The sequence below is a fragment of the Aneurinibacillus sp. REN35 genome (assembly GCF_041379945.2).
In the GTDB taxonomy this organism is placed as follows: domain Bacteria; phylum Bacillota; class Bacilli; order Aneurinibacillales; family Aneurinibacillaceae; genus Aneurinibacillus.
The window spans coordinates 22,724-43,638 of sequence record NZ_JBFTXJ020000009.1 but is presented as its reverse complement, the minus strand read 5'-3'; the positions used below and the strand labels follow the sequence as shown (position 1 = coordinate 43,638).

23 protein-coding genes are annotated in these 20,915 nt (G+C 47.2%); 22 read left to right on the top strand and 1 reads right to left on the bottom strand.

Annotated features, from left to right (window positions below; translation table 11 throughout):
- The first annotated feature begins 1 nt into the window (after nucleotide 1).
- The 19 genes from phaZ to AB3351_RS16150 all read left to right on the top strand — a co-directional run bounded on the left by phaZ (nucleotide 2) and on the right by AB3351_RS16150 (nucleotide 18,063).
- Nucleotides 2-895 carry an intracellular short-chain-length polyhydroxyalkanoate depolymerase gene (gene phaZ, locus AB3351_RS16240; RefSeq protein WP_371148201.1) on the top strand — a complete coding sequence of 298 codons (894 nt, stop codon included), beginning with the start codon at nucleotides 2-4 and terminating at the stop codon, nucleotides 893-895.
- 253 nt (nucleotides 896-1,148) lie between these two features.
- Nucleotides 1,149-1,592: a ribose 5-phosphate isomerase B gene (gene rpiB / locus AB3351_RS16235; RefSeq protein WP_371148200.1), complete on the top strand. Its 444-nt coding sequence runs from the start codon at nucleotides 1,149-1,151 to the stop codon at nucleotides 1,590-1,592.
- Between the two features lie 55 nt (nucleotides 1,593-1,647).
- Entirely contained in the window at nucleotides 1,648-2,190 is a 543-nt protein-coding gene (locus AB3351_RS16230; protein ID WP_371148319.1) for a TIGR01440 family protein, read from the top strand.
- A 35-nt stretch (nucleotides 2,191-2,225) separates the two neighbouring features.
- Complete coding sequence (locus tag AB3351_RS16225; protein ID WP_371148199.1) at nucleotides 2,226-3,476, top strand: serine hydroxymethyltransferase; 1,251 nt, start codon at nucleotides 2,226-2,228, stop codon at nucleotides 3,474-3,476.
- A 192-nt stretch (nucleotides 3,477-3,668) separates the two neighbouring features.
- Nucleotides 3,669-4,298 (top strand): uracil phosphoribosyltransferase, encoded by a 630-nt coding sequence (gene upp / locus AB3351_RS16220; protein WP_371148198.1) that lies wholly within the window; start codon nucleotides 3,669-3,671, stop codon nucleotides 4,296-4,298.
- A gap of 17 nt (nucleotides 4,299-4,315) precedes the next feature.
- Nucleotides 4,316-5,482, top strand: coding sequence for a non-hydrolyzing UDP-N-acetylglucosamine 2-epimerase (wecB, locus tag AB3351_RS16215; RefSeq protein WP_371148197.1), 1,167 nt, complete (start codon nucleotides 4,316-4,318; stop codon nucleotides 5,480-5,482).
- Between the two features lie 150 nt (nucleotides 5,483-5,632).
- Complete coding sequence (locus tag AB3351_RS16210) at nucleotides 5,633-6,361, top strand: CsxC family protein (RefSeq protein WP_371148196.1); 729 nt, start codon at nucleotides 5,633-5,635, stop codon at nucleotides 6,359-6,361.
- A gap of 171 nt (nucleotides 6,362-6,532) precedes the next feature.
- Nucleotides 6,533-9,337, top strand: a complete 2,805-nt coding sequence (locus AB3351_RS16205) for a phosphodiester glycosidase family protein (RefSeq protein ID WP_371148195.1) — start codon at nucleotides 6,533-6,535, stop codon at nucleotides 9,335-9,337.
- A gap of 97 nt (nucleotides 9,338-9,434) precedes the next feature.
- On the top strand, nucleotides 9,435-10,625 hold the full coding sequence (locus AB3351_RS16200) for an acetyl-CoA C-acetyltransferase (protein WP_371148318.1): 1,191 nt from the start codon (nucleotides 9,435-9,437) through the stop codon (nucleotides 10,623-10,625).
- 258 nt (nucleotides 10,626-10,883) lie between these two features.
- Nucleotides 10,884-11,102, top strand: coding sequence for an AtpZ/AtpI family protein (locus AB3351_RS16195; RefSeq protein ID WP_371148194.1), 219 nt, complete (start codon nucleotides 10,884-10,886; stop codon nucleotides 11,100-11,102).
- Between the two features lies 1 nt (nucleotide 11,103).
- Nucleotides 11,104-11,481, top strand: coding sequence for an ATP synthase subunit I (locus tag AB3351_RS16190; protein ID WP_371148193.1), 378 nt, complete (start codon nucleotides 11,104-11,106; stop codon nucleotides 11,479-11,481).
- A 28-nt stretch (nucleotides 11,482-11,509) separates the two neighbouring features.
- Nucleotides 11,510-12,301, top strand: a complete 792-nt coding sequence (atpB, locus tag AB3351_RS16185) for a F0F1 ATP synthase subunit A (protein ID WP_371148192.1) — start codon at nucleotides 11,510-11,512, stop codon at nucleotides 12,299-12,301.
- 75 nt (nucleotides 12,302-12,376) lie between these two features.
- Entirely contained in the window at nucleotides 12,377-12,595 is a 219-nt protein-coding gene (gene atpE, locus AB3351_RS16180; RefSeq protein WP_206248335.1) for a F0F1 ATP synthase subunit C, read from the top strand.
- 114 nt (nucleotides 12,596-12,709) lie between these two features.
- A complete protein-coding gene (gene atpF, locus AB3351_RS16175; RefSeq protein ID WP_371148191.1) occupies nucleotides 12,710-13,195 on the top strand; it encodes a F0F1 ATP synthase subunit B in 486 nt (161 codons plus the stop codon).
- Complete coding sequence (locus AB3351_RS16170) at nucleotides 13,192-13,731, top strand: F0F1 ATP synthase subunit delta (protein WP_371148190.1); 540 nt, start codon at nucleotides 13,192-13,194, stop codon at nucleotides 13,729-13,731. Before atpF ends, AB3351_RS16170 begins: the two co-directional genes overlap by 4 nt.
- Nucleotides 13,732-13,752: 21 nt before the next feature.
- A complete protein-coding gene (gene atpA / locus AB3351_RS16165; RefSeq protein ID WP_371148189.1) occupies nucleotides 13,753-15,264 on the top strand; it encodes a F0F1 ATP synthase subunit alpha in 1,512 nt (503 codons plus the stop codon).
- A 68-nt stretch (nucleotides 15,265-15,332) separates the two neighbouring features.
- A complete protein-coding gene (atpG, locus tag AB3351_RS16160) occupies nucleotides 15,333-16,193 on the top strand; it encodes an ATP synthase F1 subunit gamma (protein ID WP_371148188.1) in 861 nt (286 codons plus the stop codon).
- Between the two features lie 30 nt (nucleotides 16,194-16,223).
- On the top strand, nucleotides 16,224-17,627 hold the full coding sequence (gene atpD / locus AB3351_RS16155) for a F0F1 ATP synthase subunit beta (RefSeq protein WP_371148187.1): 1,404 nt from the start codon (nucleotides 16,224-16,226) through the stop codon (nucleotides 17,625-17,627).
- 31 nt (nucleotides 17,628-17,658) lie between these two features.
- Nucleotides 17,659-18,063, top strand: a complete 405-nt coding sequence (locus AB3351_RS16150; RefSeq protein ID WP_371148186.1) for a F0F1 ATP synthase subunit epsilon — start codon at nucleotides 17,659-17,661, stop codon at nucleotides 18,061-18,063.
- Between the two features lie 167 nt (nucleotides 18,064-18,230).
- On the opposite strand, the gene AB3351_RS16145 is transcribed toward AB3351_RS16150, so the two are convergent.
- Entirely contained in the window at nucleotides 18,231-18,716 is a 486-nt protein-coding gene (locus AB3351_RS16145; protein WP_371148185.1) for a low molecular weight protein-tyrosine-phosphatase, read from the bottom strand.
- A 188-nt stretch (nucleotides 18,717-18,904) separates the two neighbouring features.
- Between AB3351_RS16145 and AB3351_RS16140 the strand changes: the two genes are divergently transcribed.
- The 3 genes from AB3351_RS16140 to AB3351_RS16130 are packed head-to-tail and all read left to right on the top strand — an operon-like array spanning nucleotide 18,905 to nucleotide 20,912.
- A complete protein-coding gene (locus tag AB3351_RS16140; RefSeq protein WP_371148184.1) occupies nucleotides 18,905-19,273 on the top strand; it encodes an NADH-quinone oxidoreductase subunit A in 369 nt (122 codons plus the stop codon).
- Nucleotides 19,264-19,782, top strand: coding sequence for a NuoB/complex I 20 kDa subunit family protein (locus AB3351_RS16135; RefSeq protein WP_371148183.1), 519 nt, complete (start codon nucleotides 19,264-19,266; stop codon nucleotides 19,780-19,782). Before AB3351_RS16140 ends, AB3351_RS16135 begins: the two co-directional genes overlap by 10 nt.
- Nucleotides 19,779-20,912 carry an NADH-quinone oxidoreductase subunit C gene (locus AB3351_RS16130; protein WP_371148182.1) on the top strand — a complete coding sequence of 378 codons (1,134 nt, stop codon included), beginning with the start codon at nucleotides 19,779-19,781 and terminating at the stop codon, nucleotides 20,910-20,912. The genes AB3351_RS16135 and AB3351_RS16130 overlap by 4 nt, the downstream gene beginning before the upstream one ends.
- The last annotated feature ends 3 nt before the right edge of the window (nucleotides 20,913-20,915 follow it).

Genomic DNA, 20,915 nt, shown 5'->3' with positions numbered 1-20,915 from the left:
GATGGCAGACATCTCTTTACATTATGTGGAACTTAGAAACGGAGAAACAATTGCCTATCGAGAGCGTGCAGGGGGTACCCGTCCGCTTGTACTTGTACATGGGAATATGACGTCTTCTGTGCATTGGGACGTATTGATGGAGGCTATGCCTCCAGAATATAAGATCTATGCTGTTGATTTGCGGGGATTTGGAGAATCAAGCTATCATACACCGATTAATTCTTTGCATGATTTTGCCGACGATCTGCATGAATGGGCTCAGCAAGTGGGCTTGCCGTCTTTTATATTGATGGGCTGGTCAACGGGCGGCGGAGTGAGCATGGATTTTGCCGCAGACCATCCGCATAAGGTGGAAAAGCTGATCTTGCTTGCGTCTGTTGGAACACGAGGCTATCCGATATTTAAGAAGGATGAACACGGACAGCCTGATATGAGGCAGCCGCTGCGGACCAAAGAAGAAATCTCACAGGATCTTGTACAAGTGCTGCCGATTTTACGCGCATATGAAACAAAGGATAAAGCGACGCTGCGGCAGGTATGGGAAATGCTCATCTACCATAATACGAAACCGGATGAAGCGCAGTATGATAAGTATCTAGATGATATGCTTACACAGCGCAATCTGGTGGATGTTGATTATGCGCTTGCGATGTTTAATATAAGTAATAAGACTACGATCATGGGAGAAGGCAATGGCAAGGCTGGGAATATTTCAATGCCGACCCTTGTGATAAGCGGGCGAAAAGATCGAGTTGTGCCGGAGCAGATGGCGTTGGATATACGAGAAGACATTGGCGAGAATGCACGTATTCATTATCTTGATACAGGGCATTCTGCTTTAGTTGATGATCTTGGTGCACTGGTACAGGTTGTTACGGAATTTATAGAGGAATAAAGGGGCGGGGGATATGTATCTCCCGCTTTTTATTTACTAAGGGGTCGATTCTCGTCGATTTCCCGGGAAACATTGCCGGAAATGTCGAGAAAAACTTCTTACCATAAACCCTTTATTTCCGAACGTTTTTTGTTATATAATCATTAATGTACAGGTTTTATATTTTTGCCGAACAAAATCCTCTATGCATTTGCTAATCATGGGTTATAATACAGGAGAAGCTTATGGATAACAGAAACGGAGGAATCTAGACGTGAAAGTTGCAATTGCCGCCGATCACGGCGGTTTCCGGTTAAAGGAAGAAATTAAAACGTACCTGGAGTCTGCAGGGATTGAATATGAAGATTTCGGCTGTAATTGTGAAGATTCGGTCGACTATCCAGATTATGCGCTTCCAGTAGCAAAGAAAGTGGCGGCGGGTGAATTCGATCGCGGCATTCTCATTTGCGGTACAGGAATTGGGATGTCGATTGCGGCAAATAAAGTCAAAGGCATTCGCTGTGCGCTCGTACACGACTGCTTTACGGCAAAAGCAACTCGCGAGCATAATGATACGAATATTCTTGCGATGGGCGAACGCGTTATTGGACCAGGTCTGGCATTGGAGATTGCAAAAATATGGCTGGAAACAGAATTTTCCGCAGGGCGTCATCTGCGTCGTGTGGAAAAAATCAAAAACATCGAGAACAATCAGTAAACCTCGATTAAAGGCAGTGTGAAAACCTGTGGAGATTCAACAAATAAAGCAAGACATCACCACCATTATAGAAGATTTATTGTCAGCTAAGCCGCTTGGCGAAAAGCATGTAGTCGTATTCGGGACAAGCACGAGCGAGATTATCGGGAAACGAATCGGTTCGGCAGGTAGCGGAGATGTTGCACATATTCTGTATGCTTCCATTGAAGAAGTAAGACAGAAATACGGATTTTCCGTAGCATTTCAATGCTGCGAGCACTTGAACCGGGCGCTTGTAGTAGAGAGAGAGATTGCTGAACGTTTGGGTTGGCCTGAGGTCATGGTTGTCCCTGTTCCACGTGCCGGCGGTGCCATGGCAGCTCACGTTTTTCAGCAAATGCGGGATGCTGTAGTGGTGGAGTCAATTCAAGCTGATGCTGGGATTGACATCGGTGACACGTTTATCGGGATGCACCTAAAGCCGGTAGCTGTACCCGTTCGCCCTCGAATCAAGCAGGTCGGAGAAGCGCATGTAACAATGGCGGTTACTCGGCCGAAGCTGATCGGGGGAGCGCGTGCTGTGTATGAACGCACGCCTATCGAGGAGAGTTGTCGCTAGTATAGATGCAGCTAATATGAGGAGGAGAAGAGAGAATGCTTGAACACGTTAAAAAACAAGACGCAGCAGTAGCAGAAGCCATTAAATTGGAGTTGGGCCGTCAGCGCACAAAAATCGAGTTAATTGCTTCCGAGAACTTTGTCAGTGAAGCGGTTATGGAAGCGATGGGTACAGTATTGACCAATAAATATGCGGAAGGCTATCCGGGCAAGCGCTATTACGGTGGCTGCGAATGCGTAGATATTGTAGAAAATCTTGCACGTGATCGTGCCAAGGAATTATTCGGTGCCGAACATGCCAACGTGCAGCCGCATTCTGGTGCACAAGCAAACATGGCCGTGTATTTTGCATTCTTGAAGCCGGGAGACACCGTGCTTGGTATGAATCTATCCCATGGCGGACATTTAACGCACGGTAGCCCGGTAAACTTCTCCGGTACGCTGTACAATTTCGTGGAATACGGTGTGGATCAAGAAGCGCAGGTGCTAGACTATGAAGATGTTCGCAAAAAGGCGGAGGAACATAAGCCAAAAATGATCGTAGCAGGCGCAAGTGCTTATCCGCGTGAAATTGATTTTGCTGTGCTGCGCGAGATCGCCGATAGCGTAGGTGCCTACCTGATGGTAGACATGGCACATATTGCCGGTCTTGTAGCTACGGGTCATCATCCAAATCCGGTACCGTATGCCGATTTCGTAACAACGACTACACATAAGACACTTCGCGGCCCGCGTGGTGGTATGATCTTATGCCGTGAAGAATATGCAAAAGCGATTGACAAGTCTGTATTCCCTGGTATCCAGGGTGGTCCGCTCATGCATGTAATCGCAGCAAAAGCGGTAGCATTCGGTGAAGCTCTGCAGCCTGAATTCAAAGAATACAGCGCTCGTGTCGTTGCAAATGCGAAACAGTTAGCCGAGTCGTTAAAAGAACAAGGCTTCACGTTAATTTCCGGCGGTACGGATAACCATCTGATTTTGATTGATGTGCGTAACATGAGCTTAACAGGAAAAGAAGCCGAGCATCTGTTAGATGAAGTAGGTATCACGTGCAATAAAAACACCATTCCGTACGATCCGGCAAGTCCGTTTGTTACAAGCGGAATCCGTATTGGTACGCCAGCGATTACAAGCCGCGGCTTTGACGAAGAAGCGATGAAAGAAATCGCTGCGATTATGGCTCTATGCCTGAAAAATCCGCAGGATGAAGCAAAGCAAGAAGAAGCGCGTCAACGCGTCGCTGCTATCTGCGAGAAGTTTCCAATGTATCCAGAACTGCAAATGTAATGTTCGTACATGATAGTAAGGCCCCAAATGAGCTATATGTTCATTCGGGGCCTTTTTACATAATATGTATCAATTCTTTGATTTTTTTAATGACAGGTGCATCTCGCACTTCAGTCTGTTATAATATATCGCAGTGTAAAAAACAGTGAATAGTAATGACATATCTTCATAAGCAGACAGGAGGCTCACCTGATGGGAAAAGTGTACGTATTTGACCATCCTTTAATTCAGCACAAATTATCGTATATTCGGGATAAAAACACGGGAACAAAAGAGTTCCGCGAACTGGTAGACGAAGTCGCCATGTTGATGGCGTATGAGATTACACGTGAAATGCCGCTGAAAGAAATCGAGATTGAAACACCGGTTACGACTTGTAAGACGAATGTAATTGCCGGGAAGAAAGTCGGCCTCGTTCCGATTCTCCGTGCAGGACTTGGAATGGTAGATGGGATGCTGAAGCTGATCCCTGCCGCAAAAGTTGGCCATGTCGGCTTGTATCGTGATCCAGAAACGTTAGAGCCAGTGGAATATTATGTGAAGCTTCCGAGCGATATTAATGAGCGTGAGCTGATTGTTATAGATCCGATGCTTGCTACAGGTGGATCTGCTGCTGCTGCTGTACAAGCATTGAAGAAGCGCGGCGCCCACAATATGAAGCTTATGTGCTTGATTGCCGCTCCGGAAGGTGTCGAGAAGTTCCAGCAGCTTCATCCGGATATTGATATCTATGTAGCCTCTGTGGATGAGCAATTGAATGATCATGGATATATTGTGCCGGGTCTTGGGGATGCCGGAGACCGTCTATACGGAACAAAGTAACGTGTAAATGGGGTGTAATGTTGACCAGGAAAAAAATTATGACTGTGTTCGGTACACGGCCGGAAGCGATTAAGATGGCGCCGCTCGTACATGAACTGCGTCAATATGAAGAGCTTGAGCCGTTTGTCTGCGTTACAGCACAGCACCGACAGATGCTTGATCAAGTGCTTGAGATTTTCTCGGTAACACCAGATGCAGACCTCAACGTCATGAAAGATCGGCAGACGCTGACTCAGATTACGACCCGTGTATTGGAAGGGCTAGATGAAGTGATGAAGGCTGAGAAGCCTGATATGGTGCTTGTACATGGGGATACGACAACGACATTTGCCGCGAGTCTTGCAGCATTTTATAATCAGATTCCAGTCGGCCATGTCGAGGCGGGCTTGCGTACGTGGAACAAATATTCACCGTATCCTGAAGAGATGAACCGTCAGTTGACCGGTGTGATCTCTGACCTTCATTTTTCTCCGACTGCACAGGCGGCAGAGAATCTGAAGCGGGAAGATAAGAAGGATGATGCGATTCATATTACGGGAAATACCGTCATTGATGCATTGAAGACAACCGTGCGAGATGATTATAAGCATCCCGTGCTTGAGGCGTTTGCCGGCAAGAAGCTGGTGCTTATGACCGCCCATCGCCGTGAGAATCTTGGTGAGCCGATGGCGCGTATGTTCCGTGCGATTCGCAGATTGGTAGACAAGCATGAAGATATTGCCGTAGTGTACCCGGTGCATCTAAATCCGGTTGTACAGGAAGCAGCGAATCAATACCTGGGCGAACACAGCCGCATCCAACTGATTGCTCCACTTGGTGCTGTTGATTTCCATAATTTTATGTCCCGTGCTCACTTGATTCTCACAGATTCCGGTGGTGTACAGGAAGAAGCACCGGCCTTTGGTGTGCCTGTCCTCGTCCTGCGTGACACGACAGAGCGTCCGGAAGGAATCGAAGCCGGAACGCTGAAGCTTGCGGGTACAGACGAAGATAAGATATTTGGTCTAGCCGATGAGTTGCTTACGAATCGTGAAGCCTATGACAAAATGGCGAAAGCAGCCAACCCATACGGTGATGGGGAAGCGTCTCGCCGCATTTGTGAAGCGATTCTGCATTATTTTAATCTGCGTGCTAAAAGACCGGAGCCATTCCTGCCAGGCGGCTCGCAGCAATCATTTGTATAAAAAATGGGCAAAGCGCATTCTCCTTAGAGAATGCGCTTTTTGGCGTGGTACCGCTAAGAAAATCCGCTTCTGTCCTAGGCGCATTGTCCAAGCGAATTTTCTTTTGCTTCATACTATGCAGTATGCGAAATTTTAAGGAGGGAATTCGTCATGTCTATCTGTTTTGACGATTCAGCTAATATTAACGAAAGCGATGGCACCATCGTAACGCCGCAGAATCTCACACCATCTGGACATCGTATCGTAAAAGTACCTGTGCTTCTGCAGGAACTTTCGGTACAAATTCCGCTGAAAGCGCGAATTAAATTTCCTGATCCGGTGCTTGAAATCAAAAAAATCAAGAAACGTGTAAAGGTAACACAGTGCCGTCTTGTTCAGCCGCGCACAAGCCGAGGTCCGCGTGGCAAATTGTTCTTAAGCGGCTTTGTTCGCAAGAATATTCAATACGCAACACCATACGGGTCAGATCGGGATGAAGTATTCTCGCGCCTGCGCTCACTGACAGTGGATGTGCCATTCGATACGGTTATTGAGATCGAAGAATTCCTCACACCGCCTGTTGGGCCGTTCTTCAATGTGCGTCGAGAGTTCGACTTCCTTGTACACAAGCCGCTTCCATCCGGATTCCCGGAAAAAGACGAATTAATGGCTAATGATTTATCACAATACCATCAGCAAAGTACGGAGTTCTTTAACGAAATCGTCTTCTGTGAGCTGGTGCGCAGCGACATCACCGAATGGGATGAAGCGACCAACCGTAAGCCGCTGCACAATGGTCCGTTTGAAGAGGGTGTGTTTACAGAACTTATTGAAAAAATGGTGCTTGACCTTACGCTAAAAGTACTGCAAAACCAGCAGGTGCGTGTCAATGCTCGTTGAAGGGACCAAGAAGAGTGAGATAGCGGGGAGCGCTGTCTCCTCTTCTTTTTTTTCCTTCATTTGGAACTTTCGTGAAAAGAAAAGCAAGAAATTTAGAAACTAATCCCCACTCCAGGGCGTCTAAACTAATTGGGAAAAACTATGTATATAAATTAAGAGAGGAGAAGGGTGATGAGTAAGTATTTACGCAAAGTGGCCGCTTTGTTTACCGCAGTACTCATAGCGATGCTTGTATACATGCCGTATCAGGGAATGGCTGCTAGTGCGTCCCTCCAGAAATTGTCTGAATCTCCGCTTGGAGAAGGCACGACACTGATTAAATACAGGCATGTAATTGGCGGGAAATCTTCCAATGTATTTGTTACGCGTGTCGATTTGAATAATCCGTATGTAAAAGTAGGTCCGATATACGGTACAAACGGAAAGCTAACAGAGAGGCAAAATGTCAAAAAGATGGCCGATGAAAATAAAGCCATCGCAGCGACAAATGCCGACTTTTTCCGTATGGACAGAAAGGGCGCTCCGTTCGGCATCGTACTTGATGAGGGTAAATTAGTATCCTCCATGGGTAAAATCAATAATTGGTACTCTTTTGGCCTGCTGAATGATAAGACTGCGATTGTTGCCCACATGGGATTCAAAGGAACATTACAGGCGCCTGATGGAACAACCGCCATTATTCAAGGGGTCAATAAGGAAGAATACAATCCGACAAACGACAAGAGTCATCTTGGAAAAATCAATCTCTATACTTCTGATTTTGGTAAGACAAGCCTTGGGGCGATCAAGGAATATCCGGATGCAGTTGAGATGCTGATTGTCGATGATAAAGTGCAAAGTGTGCAGATAGGCAGCAAGACAGGCTATGCCATTCCAAAAGGCGGTTACGTCCTTTGGGGGCATGGTGTTGGCAAGCAATATTTACTGAGTCACTTCAAGGTTGGGGACCCTGTGAGCGTTACTCTCCAGACGACTACAGATTTTCCGATAGGTGAACGTGAATTGACGAGCGCACTGGGCGGACACATGCTGCTTGTAAAAGAAGGAAAAGCGCTTACGAAGATTCCGTCCGATTACATTGGCGGGAACCAACCGCGTACGGCATTTGGTGTCTCGCAAAACGGTAAAACACTGTACATGGTCGTTGTAGAGGGACCGAACCAAAGCCGTGGTGTGAACTTAGATGAATTGGCACAGCTGATGAAGCAGTTGGGTGCTTACAATGCGGCTAACCTAGATGGTGGCGGCTCGACCACGATGGTAGCTCGCTATCCGGGAGATACGCAGACTACGACACTCAATGTACCGAAGCTTGGCAGTACACTGCGCGCAGTACCAACCGGTCTTGCTGTATTCAACACAGCACCGCCGGCTGAACTTGCGAATTTCCTTTTCACCTCAGATAGTAAAGGGATGGTTGGCAAACCGATTACACTAACAGTAAAAGCATATGACAAGCATTACAATCCGTTTTCTCTAAAACCTGCGGATATCACTTGGTCAGCTAATCCCGCAGATGGCACGTTCAATAAGAATGTATTCACGCCTAAACGCAGCGGTACCATTACGGTTACTGGGGAATATCAGGGGATCAAAAAGAGTATGAACCTAACGATTGCCGATCCTGAGATCGTGGATGTTATCGTGTCGCCGTCTTCGCTTGCGGTTCGCCAGGGAGGACAGGCAACGATTGCTGTTTCTGTAAAAACAAAGAGCGGGCAGGTTCTTCCTGCTTCACCGGATATGGTAAAAGCATCAGTCACACCGGGCATCGGCTCGCTGCAGGGCTTCACCCTAACAGCAGGGCAGGAGAACAAAGCTGGCGAGATGGTCTTTACGTATAAGAATATCGTTCGTAAAATTCCGGTAAGCGTAGGCACAACATGGTCATTCTGGAACAACACAGATAACCTCACGTCGTTTAGCTATGTGACGATTCCAGCTTCCATAAGCGCGAATGGCTCATTCCGTCAGACCACAGGCAGTGAGCCTGTTAAGGCATCTGCTAAAGCGCTGCGACTTGCTTATAACTTTGCCGGCGCTTCAAATGTAGATGCAAGATTCGCTTATGGGCGTTTTGGTTCCTCTGCAATTGCGCTGCCAGGCAAGCCGCTTGGTATGAAGCTGTGGGTATATGGAGATAATAGTCGTCATTGGTTGCGAGCTGAATTACAGGATGCGAATGGAAAGGTGCATTATGTTGATTTGGCTAAAGAAATTAACTGGAGCGATTGGAAGGAAATCGAAGCCAGTTTCCCAGCCAGCATGGCGTACCCTGTTTCATTGAAAAGTTTATATGTAGTAGATTTAGAGGACTCTACACTTGAACAAAGCGGCGAAGTGTATTTCGATGAGATTTCTCTTGAATATGCAGCAGGGGCGGCACCTGTTACCCCGCCGCCAGCTCCAACTCCAGGCACTGCTCAGGGATTTACTGATACTAAAGGACACTGGGCAGAGGCGACACTGAAGGAAATGCATCAGAAGGGCATTGTGAGCGGTATTACGCCAACCAAAATGGGGCCGAATCTTCCGGTTACCCGCGGGCAGTTCGTGTCCTTTATGGACCGAGCGTTTGGCTGGACGAAAGGAAAGCCTGCAACAGGTACATCCCCATTTAAGGATAAACTGCCAGAGTATGCGAAGGGAGCCATCCTATTTGCCGCAGAGAAGGGGATTGTAACGGGATATGATGATGATACGTTCAAAGCAAACGAGCCGATCAGCCGGGAGCAAATGGCAGTCATCATGCATAATGCATTAAAGCAGGGGTATGGTGATATCAACAAGCCAGCTACGAGTAATCCGGTGTTCCATGATGAGAAGTCCTTTGCATCCTACACAGGAGATAGCATTCACTTCCTTTCGGCACGCGGGTATTTGGTAGGCGATGAAAAAGGGAATTTCGGCCCGAAACGTACCACAAGCCGCGCTGAATCCCTTGTTGTATTAGAGCGTATGATGAAAAGTTTTTAATTTGTGTTAAATTCACTCTTTAGCAGGAATTCGCTTTTTTTCAAACGAATATAGTACGGGTATGCGTTAAAAAAGGTGAGAGAGAGGGAACCGAATGATGAGTAACCGCGATGTTGTAATCGTAAGTGCTGTCCGTACCCCGATTGGAAGCTTTATGGGAGCGTTAAGTAACATTCCCGCTACAGAATTGGGAGCCATCGTTATTAAAGAAGCGCTGAAACGGGCAAATGTTTCAGGCGATCAAGTAGATGAAGTGATCATGGGGAATATTCTTCAGGCAGGACTTGGCCAGGGGCCTGCGCGTCAATCTGCCATTAAGGCCGAGCTTCCGTATGAGGTTCCGTCCACGACGATTAATAAGCTGTGTGGTTCAGGCTTGAAGGCTGTGCATTTAGGTGCGCAGGCGATTATGCTGGGCGATGCCGATATTATCGTGGCAGGCGGAATGGAGAACATGAGCTTAGCTCCGTATCTCATGCCAAAAGCACGTACCGGCTATCGTATGGGAGATCAGAAGGTTGTAGACAGCATGCTCGCAGACGGTCTGATGTGCGCCTTTAATGACTGTCACATGGGTATCACTGCTGAGAATATTGCTGAGAAATACGGTCTTACACGCGAAGAACAGGATACGTTTGCTGCATGGAGCCAGCAGAAGGCAGAAGCGGCTATGAAGGAGAATAAGTTTGCAGGTGAGATCGTTCCGGTAGAAATCCCGCAGCGCAAGGGTGAACCGGTTCTGTTTGCTACAGACGAATTCCCGCGTGCCGGTGTGACTGCAGAGCAGTTGGGCAAGTTAAAGCCAGCCTTCAAGAAGGATGGAACGGTAACGGCAGGTAATGCCTCGGGTATTAATGACGGAGCCGCTGCGCTTGTGCTGATGAGCCGTGAGCGTGCAGAGCAGCTTGGTGTGACACCGCTGGCTGTAATTCGATCCAATGCAAGCGCAGGAGTTGATCCTGCAATTATGGGAATCGGTCCGGTTCCTGCTACGAAGAAGGCACTTGAGAAGGCAGGTCTTTCTATAGATGATATTGATCTTGTAGAAGCCAATGAAGCTTTTGCCGCCCAATCGCTTGCGGTAGGCCGCGAGCTTAGCATCCCGAATGAGAAGCTGAATGTAAACGGCGGAGCTGTCTCGCTTGGTCATCCGGTAGGTGCAAGTGGTGCGCGTGTACTTGTTACGCTGCTGCACGAAATGAAGCGCCGCGGATCTCGCTATGGTTTAGCGACCCTTTGCATCGGTGGAGGCCAGGGTGTAGCAACCATCGTCGAGATGGAGAAATAAGCGCTGTCAAGGAGCAAGTAGGTAATTCCCACAAATTAATTAGGCAAAATCTCTTGGTTTTGTCGAAAAAGTGACAATCTGTTTTCATATTGTTGACAAACGATAAATGCTTAAGTACTATGGTTAGGGACAATATAGATCATATGTTGATATGACGCATTGTTCCTAACCTTTTCTTGAGTAAATTGTCGTTTTTTGTCAGGTTTTTATGAAGAAATTGGAAGCGTGTGAAAGCATAAAACGAGAGGGGTGCCGTGTTTGAAGCAAGAAAAGAACGGACCTTTACGAGCTTTTGCATTAGTGGGAACGATAGGGGTAGAATTAGCTGCCTCTGTTATTTTTGGCTTTTGGGCCGGAAGAGCAGTAGACAGATGGTTAGGAACCGAACCATGGTTCTTGTTAGTCGGTTTATTGTTCGGTTTAGGAGTAGGAGTGCTAGGAGTCTATTTCCTGGTGAAACAGTTCTTTGGAGACTAATATGGAACCATTTGCTTCATCGATTAAACACATAGCTAGGTACATATTTTTATTGTTTACGGCTGTCGTTCTGCTATGGCTGTTTATGCCGCAGCGCGTGTTCTTTCAAGGGTTAATCTTGGGAATGCTGGTGAGTATGGCGAACGGCTTTATTCTGTACGTCAAGACCTTGCAGGCTGGAGAAGCGGCGATTACCCCGGGTAAGAAATTGCGGGGAATCGGAATGCTACCGCGATTTTTGCTTGCCGGCTTTTCTGTGTACGTTTCCTTTAAGCTGCCTCATATGTTTTCCTTCTACGGGGTTGTTATCGGACTCATGGTTGTGCCAGTCATGACGCTTCTATTCGCTATCTTTCAATATTTATTGATAAAAAAATAACGCGCTTACGAAAGGGGTGAATGAGAAAATGGAACACTACTCTCCGATTATTCAGTTTGCAGGAATGCGCTTTGATATCCCTGTTATGCTGATGACTGTTTTAACTTCTATTCTGGTACTTATCGTTGTGGTGCTTTGCACAAGAAACATGACGACCGGTGTGCCTAAAGGTAAACAAAATTTCTTTGAATGGGTCATCGATTTTATTCGTGGAATTGCCGGTCAGTTTATGGATGCCAAAACCAGCACCAAATTTGTTTCACTCGCTCTTACGCTTTTCCTCTATATCTTTATAGGAAACCAGCTGGGTGTTGCGGCAAACATAACGATTGAACACAGCAATCCGATCCCTTCATTAGGTATTACCCAAGAAGTGATCAATGAACACGGTCATGAGGTCGAACATGATGGAAAAATGGAAAAAATGCTGGGTGTTGTCTGGTTTAAATCACCAACAGCCTCGCCGAGTGTAACGTTCGGTCTAGCTTTGATGGTGCTTCTGTATGCACACTACCTGGGCATCAAAAAAGATCCAGGCAGTTATGTGAAGCACTGGTTCCAACCGCATCCATTAATGTTTATCCTACATGTAATGGAAGAATTTATTATCAAGCCGTTGACGCTCCCGCTTCGTCTATTCGGTAACATTTTCGCGGGTGAGGTGCTCATTGCCTTCCTTCTGGCAGGTTCTGTTGCAGCAGTAAGCCTTCCGCTGATTATCTGGTTGGGTTACTCAGTATTCGTTGGTTCGATACAAGCTTACATCTTTACTACCTTAGCCTTGGTGTACATCTCACAAAAAGTTGTGGATGATCACTAAGCAATCACACGCTAGTAACCTTTTTATTGATAAAATTTTATGGATTTGAATCATTCTCTGAGGAGGGAAATCATAATGGATTTCGCAATTGCACTAGGTTTAATTTTTGGTCTGGCCGCTGTCGGCGCAGGTATCGGAAACGGTCTTGTAGTTTCTCGTACGATTGAAGGTGTTGCTCGCCAACCAGAAGCACGTGGTGGTTTGATGGGTCTGATGTTCTTAGGTCTGGGTCTTGTTGAGGCGGTTCCGATTATCGCAGTTGCTATCGGCTTCATGCTGTTCGGACGTCTGTAAGAGAGACAAGACGTCGGTAATTGCACATTTTTACCTGGGCGGGGGCCATTATCCTTCGCCTTCCTTATTGTACTTAGATGAATTCTCCTGATACAGGAAAGGAGTTGACGGACTGTGGATATCCAATTCGGCACCATGCTGTTTCAAGTGATAATGTTTTTAATTCTGTTGGCGCTTGTTTCCAAGTTTGCATTGAAGCCAGCGATGTCGATCATGCAAAAACGCCAGGAGCATATTGAGGCACAAATTGCCTCTGCTGAGAAAGCGAATGCAGAAGCTCAATCAATGATCGAGCAGCAACGCGCTGAATTAAAGAAAGTACGCGAAGAAGCACAAGGCATTCTTGAGCGTGCGAAGAAGCAAGCGGATGTAGAAGGACAAGAGATCATCACTGCCTCCCAAGCTCGCGCAGAGCGTTTGGTTGAAGAAGCTAAAATCGAAATCAACCGCGAGAAAGAAAAAGCGCTCGCTTCTGTACGCGACCAAGTAGCGGGTCTTTCTGTGCTGCTTGCATCCAAGATTATTGAAAAAGAAATGTCGCAAGCTGAACAGCAGGATACGATTGAACAATTTATGAGACAGGTGGGCGGTCAAGTATGAGTGCTGTTGCAAAGCGCTATGCCCAAGCCCTTTATGAAGTAGCCAGTGAACAACAGGCGATTGATGTAACGGAAACGGAATTGCTTCAGATTACCGATATTATCAACCAGAGTGATGAATTAAACATGCTTTTAACTCATCCGAAGGTCACAGCGCAGGAAAAGAAAGAGATGATTAGCGAGTTGTTCGGTGGCAAAGCTTCTGAAACGACACTGAATTTTCTCAACTTGCTTTTCGAGCGTGGCCGTGAAGAGGAATTGAATGATATCGCAAAGCATTTCACAGATCTTTCGAATGAAGCACGTGGCTATGCAGAAGCAACCGTAATTACTGCGAAGCCGCTGACGGAAGATGAATTGCAAAAGGTTGCCGAACAATTCGGCCAGAAAGTTAACAAGAAACTGCGGGTAACAACCAAGGTAGATCCGTCTATTGTTGGCGGCATTATCGTACGCATTGGTGACCGTCTGTATGACGGCAGCATCAAAGGCAAATTAGCCCGCTTTACACAGCAAATCAAGCAAGCCCAAGTATGATAGATAGGGGTGAACCATAAGGTGAGTGCAATCAGACCAGATGAAATTAGTTCTCTGATTAAACAACAGATTGAAAAATATAAATCTGACATCCAAGTAGTGGATGTGGGTACTGTTATCCAGGTTGGTGACGGTATCGCGCGCGTTCACGGTTTGCAAAACGTTATGGCCGGTGAGCTTCTTGAGTTCTCAAACGGCATCATGGGTTTGGCGCAAAACCTGGAAGAAGATAATGTAGGTGTCATTATTCTCGGACCATATACGGATATCCGTGAAGGCGATGAAGTAAAACGTACCGGACGCATCATGGAGGTCCCGGTAGGGGAAGCAATGCTTGGCCGCGTAGTAAATCCACTCGGTCAACCAATTGATGGCCTTGGCCCGATTGAGACGACAGCATTCCGTCCGATTGAAAGCCCGGCTCCTGGTGTTATGGCACGTAAATCCGTACATGAACCGCTGCAAACAGGTATCAAAGCAATCGATGCGATGATTCCGATCGGCCGCGGACAGCGTGAGTTGATTATCGGTGACCGTCAAACAGGTAAAACGGCGATCGCTCTTGATACGATCATCAACCAAAAAGGCAACGGCATGATTTGTATCTATGTTGCCATCGGTCAAAAACAATCAACCGTTTCTGGCGTAGTAGAAACACTGCGCAAACACGGTGCACTTGAATATACAATCGTTGTGTCTGCAACGGCATCTGATCCGGCACCAATGCTGTATCTTGCTCCGTATGCAGGTGTAGCAATGGGTGAATATTTCATGTATAAAGGTCAGCACGTACTGTGCGTATACGATGACCTTTCCAAGCAAGCGGCAGCATACCGTGAGCTCTCCCTTCTGCTCCGTCGTCCTCCGGGTCGTGAAGCATATCCAGGGGATGTATTCTACCTGCACAGCCGCCTGTTAGAGCGCGCTGCGAAGCTGAGTGATGATCTTGGCGGCGGTTCTTTGACTGCGCTGCCGTTCATTGAGACACAAGCGGGAGACGTATCCGCATACATTCCTACAAACGTAATCTCCATCACTGATGGACAGATCTTCCTTGAATCTAACCTGTTCCACTCCGGCCAACGTCCGGCGGTTAACACAGGTATTTCTGTATCGCGTGTAGGGGGCTCTGCCCAAATCAAAGCGATGAAGAAGGTTTCCGGGTCTCTAAAACTTGACCTCGCTCAATTCCGTGAGCTTCAAGCGTTCTCCCAGTTCGGGTCGGACCTGGATAAAGCGACGCAAGCTCGTCTGAACCGTGGTGAGCGCACAGCGGAGATTCTGAAGCAGGGTCAATTCGAGCCAATGCCGGTAGAGAAGCAAGTTGTTTCTATCTATGCGGCAACAAAAGGCTTCTTGGATGATATTCCAATAGCAGATGTGCTTCGTTTTGAGAAAGAACTGCACGCTTACATTGACCATAATAAGAAAGAAATCTTCGACACGATTGTTAACACAAAAGGATTGCCACCAGAAGACCAATTGAACGCGACAATTAACGAGTTCAAAAAAGGCTTCGCTGTATCCGAGTAATAGGTATTTGACTGCGTCACACAACGATGTAGTACGACTAATTCAAGGAACAAAGGTGGTGAACAAACGTGGCCGGAGGACTTCGTGAAATAAAAGCGCGCATCAAAAGCGTGCAGAATACACGGCAAATTACCAAAGCCATGAAAATGGTTGACGCTGCAAAACTGCGTCGAGCGCAAGAGCGAGCAGAAGCGGCACGACCTTATGCGGAAAAAATGCGTGAAGTCGTTATGAGTATCGCGGCTGGCACATCAGGTGCGAAGCATCCGATGCTTGATAGCCGTCCGGTAAAGAGAACAGGATATGTTGTTATCACATCAGATCGTGGTCTTGCAGGCGGATATAACGCAAACGTGCTCCGCATGGTATCTCGTACCATTGCGGAACGCCATAAAAGCCCGGATGAATATACGCTTTTCGTATTGGGACGCAAAGGTCGCGATTTCTTTAAGAAGCGCAATTATCCGATTGCGGAAGAATTCGTGAATATGTCCGATACACCGACTTTTGCAAGCATTCGACATGTAGCGCGTGGCGCTGTCCAAATGTTTGCCGATGGTGGCATTGATGAACTGTATCTTGTCTACAATAAATTCATCAGTGCGATTCAGCAGGATCCGACAGAGCTGCGTCTGCTTCCGCTGGCTGATGTTGAGAAGGTAGAAGAAACACCGACCTACGACTTCGAGCCGTCCGCGGATGAAGTGCTTGCCGACCTGCTGCCAAAATATGCGGAAACCCTTATTTTCAGCGCACTGCTGGACGCTAAAGCCAGTGAGCATGGTGCCCGCATGACAGCAATGGGCAACGCAACAGATAACGCAACAGATATGATTGAACGTTATACACTGTTCTATAACCGTGCCCGCCAGGCGGCGATTACACAAGAGATTGCGGAAATCGTTGGCGGAGCCAGCGCGCTCGAATAGGATTCGATGCGTTTGATAGGAGGGAAACAGATGAGCAAGGGACGCGTACTTCAGGTTATGGGTCCGGTCGTAGATATTCAGTTCGAACGCGGCCAACTGCCTGAGATTTATAACGCTATTAAAATTAACGAAACATTTGAGAACGGTAAGAAAATGGAACTGACGCTTGAAGTTGCTCTTCACTTAGGAGACAACGTCGTACGTACGGTTGCCATGTCCTCAACAGATGGTCTGGTACGTGGCGTGGAAGCTGTCGACACAGGCAAAGCTATTTCTGTACCGGTTGGTGAGAAAACACTCGGTCGCGTATTTAACGTACTAGGTGAGCCAATCGATTTGAAAGAAGCGCCAACAGATGTTGAATATCATCCGATTCATCGTCAAGCTCCAGCATTCGAAGAGCAATCTACAGCAGATGAAGTACTTGAGACAGGTATCAAAGTTGTAGACTTGCTTGCACCGTATGCAAAAGGTGGTAAGATTGGTCTGTTCGGTGGTGCCGGTGTAGGTAAAACCGTATTGATTCAGGAGCTTATCAACAACATCGCGCAGGAGCATGGTGGTTACTCCATCTTCGCAGGTGTAGGTGAGCGTACGCGTGAAGGGAATGACCTGTACCACGAGATGGTAGAGTCAGGCGTTATCAGCAAAACTTCTATGGTATTCGGTCAGATGAATGAGCCGCCGGGCGCGCGTCTTCGCGTAGCGCTGACGGGTCTGACGATGGCTGAGTATTTCCGTGATGTAGAGGGCCGTGACGTACTGCTATTCGTTGACAACATCTTCCGTTTCACACAGGCCGGTTCTGAAGTATCCGCACTGCTTGGACGTATGCCGTCCGCAGTAGGTTACCAGCCGACACTAGCAACAGAGATGGGTCAGCTGCAAGAGCGTATTACATCTACGAAAAAAGGTTCTGTAACATCCATCCAGGCGATCTATGTACCGGCGGATGACTACACTGACCCGGCGCCTGCAACAACGTTTGCTCACTTGGATGCCACAACGAACCTTGACCGTGGTATTTCTGAGCTTGGTATTTATCCTGCGGTAGATCCGCTTGCTTCTACTTCTCGTATCCTGACTCCTGCGGTTGTAGGACAGGAACATTACGATGTGGCTCGTAGCGTACAGTCGATCCTGCAGCGTTATAAAGAGCTTCAAGACATTATCGCGATCCTTGGTATGGACGAGTTGTCTGATGAAGATAAGCAAACGGTTAACCGTGCGCGTAAAATCCAACGTTTCATGTCCCAGCCGTTCCACGTTGCTGAGCAGTTTACAGGCTTCGCTGGAAAATACGTACCAGTAAAAGAAACAGTACGCAGCTTCAAAGAAATTCTGGAAGGCAAGCACGATGATCTTCCGGAAGCAGCGTTCCTGTTTGTAGGAACAATCGAAGAAGCGGTTGAAAAAGCGAAGAGCATGCAGTAGTTCAACCCTGATGATGGGGAGGGTTTCGTAAATGAATACAATTGCAGTCGAAATCGTTACTCCAGAACGGGTTGTCTACCGCGGAGACGCTCGCATCGTCGTAGCCAGAGGTGCTGAAGGGGATTTGGGTATTCTGCCGAATCACATTCCGATGGTTACACCGCTGAAGATTGCTCCGGTTCTGGTGAAGAAACACGAAGGCGCAGATGACAAGATTGCAGTCAGCGGCGGTATGATGGAAGTTCGTAAGGATAAGATTACAATCCTTGCTGAATCCGCTGAACTTGCTGAAGATATTGACGTAAATCGTGCTGCAGCGGCCAAAGAACGTGCCGAACGCCGTATGGCTGATAGCGGAAAAGATGATATTGATTTTAATCGTGCTCAGTTGGCGTTGCAGCGTGCTATGACACGTCTTAATGTTGCTGGAAAATAAAGAAGGAGAGAGAAGAGAAGGCTAGTCCTTTTTTTCTCCTGCTTTGTCTTTGACACTCTCTTTTTTTCCACTACGATGAAAAGGCTCTCTTCGAGATGATCGAAGAGAGCCTTTTTTTATGTTTTACGTTTCAGTTTACACGATATGCTATACTGTAGGGAGGGAAATTATACAGGTAAAGGATGCTTCTGCATAATATGGTGCAGCAGTCCTTCACATGAGCGGCGGATAATTGTATATGTCTCTAAAAAGGCTTCATCGCCGCGCGCCCATGGATCGGGTACATCACCACAGCCTTCTGGGTCGAACTCTCGCATAAGGTGAATGTTTCCTGTAAGTGCACCTAATTTTTGAATGTTTTTATGGTTGGAAGAGTCCATAGCAATAATATAATCCCATTGGCTGCTATCCTTTACGGTAAATTGTCTGGCAGATTGCCCATCCAATGAAATTCCATATTGTTCTGCAACGGATATGGAGCCGATATCGGGCATCTCTCCAGCATGGTAGCCTGCAGTACCTGCGGAGTCGATATGGAAGTATTCTTCCCAGCCTTTTTCTTTGACAAGATGCCGGAATATCCCTTCACCAAGAGGAGAACGGCAGATATTCCCTAAGCAAACGAAAATAACATGAATTTTCTTTGTTTTCAAATAATCACTTCCTTATATTTAGTTGGTTATTTTAATGCATCTTACTATACAAATGTACTATAAAATTCAAGGTTCCACTATTAGACAGTACCCAAGCCTTTTGGTATAATTGTGTGGGGTTTCCATAGGTTCCTTGTTTTTTACTAATTTTATCATAAAAAATTCATAGAGTAAGGTAGGGGAAAGTTATGGCGACATTGTATGCAAATAATTATTTGATTGTTGTCATTTTTCTCTTGTTAGGTGTTCTCTTGCCCGTGGTTGCGCTTACAGCGGGACGTCTGCTGCGTCCGAACAATCCGACAGAGGAAAAGAGAAAAACCTATGAGAGCGGGGTCGACCCGGTTGGTTCCAGTTGGGTACAGTTCAATGTAAAATACTACATTTTCGCTTTGTTGTTTGTAGTATTTGATGTAGAAACCGTATTTTTGTACCCGTGGGCAGTAGCATATGACAGCCTTGGATTATTCGCACTAGTCGAAATGCTTATTTTTATTGTACTGCTGGTAATAGGGTTAATCTATGCCTGGAAAAAGAAGGTGTTGGAATGGAACTGAACTTGGAGAATATCAGCTTAGAAGAACGTAGAGAGCTTGAGCGCAGCGTATTTTTTAGTACGCTAGAGCAGTTGAAAGCCTGGGCGCGCAGTAACTCTATCTGGCCCCTTACGTTCGGTTTAGCATGCTGTGCGATTGAGATGATGGGGACAGGTGGCGCGAACTGGGATACGGACCGTTTTGGCGTATTCTACCGAGCTTCGCCGCGCCAGTCTGATTGCATGATTGTCTCAGGAACAGTAACGAAGAAAATGGCCCCGCTTGTGCGCCGCCTGTATGATCAGATGGCAGAGCCAAAGTGGGTTATTGCTATGGGTTCCTGTGCTACAGCCGGTGGTCCGTATGTCAATTCGTATGCGGTAGTAAAAGGAGTGGACCAGATTATACCGGTTGATGTGTACATCCCGGGATGTCCTCCAAGTCCGCCTGCATTAATCTATGGCATTAATAAATTACAAGAAAAAATTCGATATGAAGCGAAAACCGGGAAGAAGGTGACCGGTGAATGAGTGAAGAAAAAAAGAAGCCTACACCGGAAGAAAAGGCAAAAGCAGCCGCAGCAGCGAAGGCTGCTGCTGAAGCGAAACGTAAGCGGATGGAAGCCGAGGCAGCCCAGCAAGCTCAGGGAGACATGCCTCCTGAAGCGGATAGTGCTGCTGATGTAGCCAAGGCGAAGGCAGATGCAGCCGCTAAAGCAAAGGCTGCCGCAGCGGCTAAAGCAGCGGCTGAAGCGAAGCGCAAGCGTATGGAAGCAGAAGGTGCCAAGCCGGCACAAGAAGACAGTCCTAAAGAAGCTGCAGGTGCCGACGATATAGCCAAGGCGAAGGCAGATGCAGCTGCTAAAGCAAAAGCTGCCGCGGCCGCCAAAGCAGCGGCTGAAGCGAAGCGCAAGCGTATGGAGACTGAAGGTGCGGAGGAACAACCGGCCGCAGGCGATGCGGATGCAGTCGCTAAAGCAAAGGCCGCCGCAGCCGCCAAGGCGAAAGCTGCTGCCGCTGCTGCGGCAAAAGCGAAAGCGGCTGGTGGAGATGGTGGAGACGCGGATGCTAAAGCAAAGGCTGCTGCAGCTGCCAAGGCGAAAGCTGCTGCCGCTGCTGCGGCAAAAGCGAAAGCGGCTGGTGGTACGGGTGCGGAAGCTGAGGAAGAACCGAAACAGCCATCACCAAAACAACCTGTACTAGATAAGATTGTGAAAGTTATAACAGAAAAATTTGGTTCTGATGTATTGGAAGACTCGTATATTAATGAACTGAGCGAACATGTACCCACGCTGGTTGTCAAAAGAGAGAAGTGGCATGATGTTGCCCGTCTGATGCATGATCATGAAGAGTTGGCTTTTGACTATCTGTCTTTAAGCCTTGGTGTCGATTACGAGACTTATATGGAGTCGCTTGTGTATCTGTATTCCTATAAGAATCGCAATAATGTATGCGTAAAGGTAAAAGTGGATCGGGATAATGCCAGAGTTTCATCTGTTATGGACATTTGGCCGGGTGCTGACTGGTTCGAACGGGAAACGTATGACCTGCTTGGAATTACATATGAAGGCCATGCCAATATGAAGCGTATTATGCTTCCAGAAAGCTGGGTTGGTCATCCGCTTCGCAAAGACTATGTACAATATGATGAGGAGGTGTGAGGA